This window comes from Synechococcus sp. R55.7 (assembly GCF_047461955.1).
In the GTDB taxonomy this organism is placed as follows: Bacteria; Cyanobacteriota; Cyanobacteriia; order Thermostichales; family Thermostichaceae; genus Thermostichus.
The window spans coordinates 3,578-5,917 of the sequence record NZ_JANSIC010000162.1 but is presented as its reverse complement, the minus strand read 5'-3'; the positions used below and the strand labels follow the sequence as shown (position 1 = coordinate 5,917).

Here is a 2,340-nt window from a genome sequence, read left to right as displayed (position 1 = left end):
ACATGAGATCCTGCCGGTATTTAGCCCTAGCCAAGCCTTTGCCGATAGCCGCTTCACTATCAATACTTGGCTAGGAGCCAAGCAATTCACCTAAAGGCTTGCAGCTCCACCATGGCCAGAGTTTGCATAATTACCACTGTTCGGGATCCAGGCGTGTGCTTGGAGTCGTTCATTCGCTATCACCTTGCCCTTGGAATTGCCCATATTTATATCTTCTTTGACGATCCAGAGGATCCCGCTATTCAGGTGGCACTTCAGTTTTCCGATGTAACGGCTATTCCCAACGATGAAGCTTTGCAAGTCCAACAAGCATTGGGGAATGTTCTCTACCCAAAATATGGCCCTCATGTTGGCTATGAGGTCATGGCTCGTCAGATCCTTAACGTAGAAACTGCTATACAACTTGCCCTGGATCAGGGCATGGACTGGATTCTTCGTATTGACGGAGACGAGCTTTTTTATCCTGGCCAGACAACGGCTCCAAATTGGTTTGATCGAGTAAGCGACGATATATTTCAAGTTACGTTTCTAAACCACGAAGCAGCTCCCGAAGCGTTTGAGATCGAAGACTACTTCCGCGAGGTCACTTTATTTAAGAGAAACCCTGCTATTTTGGATCCCGGATTCTATACCCAGTTTCAGAAGATCTCTAGTAAGAGTCAATACTTTTTGGCTTACCAGAATGGAAAGTCAGCAGCTCGGATCTATCCCTCTCTTCTGCCTAACAGCGTACATAGCTTTGATATTCCAGGGGATCATACTCTAGTAACCTCGTCTCCCTCTATTTTGCACTACTTGAACTGCGGATTCCAGAACTACTATAAAAAATACGCCCAACTGGGAAACTTTCCCGACTACTGGTGGCGCTCCAAGTCTAATCCTATTCGGGTGCCTTTTCACTTAACCTCACGGGATGCTTACTGCTCGGGAGATAGAACTCGCATGGAAGCTCTCTATCAGGAGTTTATACTTTACAACAATCCTGAAGCCAGTCAAAGCCTCATGGAAAACGGCATTCTCACACGCATTTGCTACCCTTCCCAGCTACTGTCATCTCTCTCTACCTCACCGGTTTAGTCTGAGCTCTTATCCGCTCTCCAGTGCGAGACTAGTCAGGGTAAGAAAAAGGCTCCCTATAGGGAGCCATGGAGTACTTGAAGCGAAAAGAGAAATTATTGAAAGACGTTGCAGCTCTTACCAACAAAGGTAGGCTCAGTAGTCACAGCTGTCTCCTGCGCTCCCAGCCCAATGGTGCATTGAATGTTTGAACCAGACCTGGTGATGTATGGAGCACCGGTGGATGTTGTGTCCCACCTTAGTGCGTGAGGAGCACTGGTCGAACGTTGAGAAGGCACTGGTAGCGTGTAGTTGGGAGCCCTCCACGGATCGTTCATGTACTTGTCATTATTGTCTCCACCGAACTTGATCCTATCATACTCGTGAGGATAGACGCCGAAGTCGAGTCGGTAGACTTCAGAGGCACGGCCTACTTCAGTGAGAGCCGCTTGAGCTTCGGCTGTACGGGAGCGGCGCACTTGGTTTAAGAACTGCGGGATTGCCACTGCAGACAGCACACCCACAATTACAATCACCACCAACAGCTCAATCAGGGTGAAGCCCTTGGCTTTGGAGAGAATTTGCTGAGCCAGTTTGGCCCGCAACAGAGACTGACGAGACTTTGCGCTCATGAGTACCAGATCCTTTAGCAAACTAGAGAGTTAACTGTGCAGCTCACCTGCTAGTGCTAACTTACCCCGCTCAAGGGCGACTCATAACAGCCTGCTCCCTGGCGCAATTGCGGATTTTTGCCAGATGAGCCTGACACAGGTCAGTGGTTTAGCTGAGCCGGCCTCAGCATGGCAGATTAAGACTAGCACTCTTCCTTCAACCTATGAACCCTACGCTGCAAGCCCGGATCCTAGAAGCCAAGCAACTGCTTCAGCAGTCTCCCGATGCTTTTGTGGAGTGGTTGGTGGCTTTTTACCGAGAGCAAGACGCAAAGGATTGGCAGGAGTTCCTGTGGGGTTTCTTTGACCTCTCCTCAGCCAATGATTTGGCTTCCCCCTCTGAGCCAGAGGCAATTACCTTGTCAGCGCTGGAGCAGGCCTTGGCTGCTGGCCAGCTGAGCCTTGCTTACCAGCTCTACACGCCTCTGGTGAGAACAGGGATCCTGTCTCAGGAGAAAGTCTTGGATTTGTTGCTATCCCTCGCAAGTCGTCTGGAAAACAGCCCCGCGCAGGAGCCGCAGCAGCGTCTCCAGGTTTGTCTGAAGCTGCGGGAGATGGCCTTTGAGCTGGATCCAAGCCGGCGGGACAACACCCAAGTTTTGCTGATGCGGGC

Annotated in this window: 2 protein-coding genes and 1 pseudogene; 2 read left to right on the top strand and 1 reads right to left on the bottom strand. The window is 50.4% G+C overall.

Annotation, left to right across the window (positions count from 1 at the left end):
- Positions 1 to 111: 111 nt before the first annotated feature.
- Complete coding sequence (locus NW820_RS09130; protein ID WP_414407315.1) at positions 112 to 1,077, top strand: glycosyltransferase family 2 protein; 966 nt, start codon at positions 112 to 114, stop codon at positions 1,075 to 1,077.
- A 95-nt stretch (positions 1,078 to 1,172) separates the two neighbouring features.
- Here NW820_RS09130 and NW820_RS09125 read toward each other — a convergent pair whose 3' ends face one another.
- Positions 1,173 to 1,688: a type IV pilin protein gene (locus NW820_RS09125; protein ID WP_414407314.1), complete on the bottom strand. Its 516-nt coding sequence runs from the start codon at positions 1,686 to 1,688 to the stop codon at positions 1,173 to 1,175.
- A 203-nt stretch (positions 1,689 to 1,891) separates the two neighbouring features.
- Here NW820_RS09125 and NW820_RS09120 point away from each other — a divergent pair.
- A pseudogene (locus NW820_RS09120) lies at positions 1,892 to 2,340 on the top strand (FkbM family methyltransferase); the annotation flags it as partial.

Coding starts and splice junctions, on each gene's coding strand:
- NW820_RS09130 (WP_414407315.1), top strand. CDS start 112: ATGGCCAGAGTTTGCATAATTACCACTGTTCGGGATCCAGGCGTGTGC.
- NW820_RS09125 (WP_414407314.1), bottom strand. CDS start 1,688: ATGAGCGCAAAGTCTCGTCAGTCTCTGTTGCGGGCCAAACTGGCTCAG.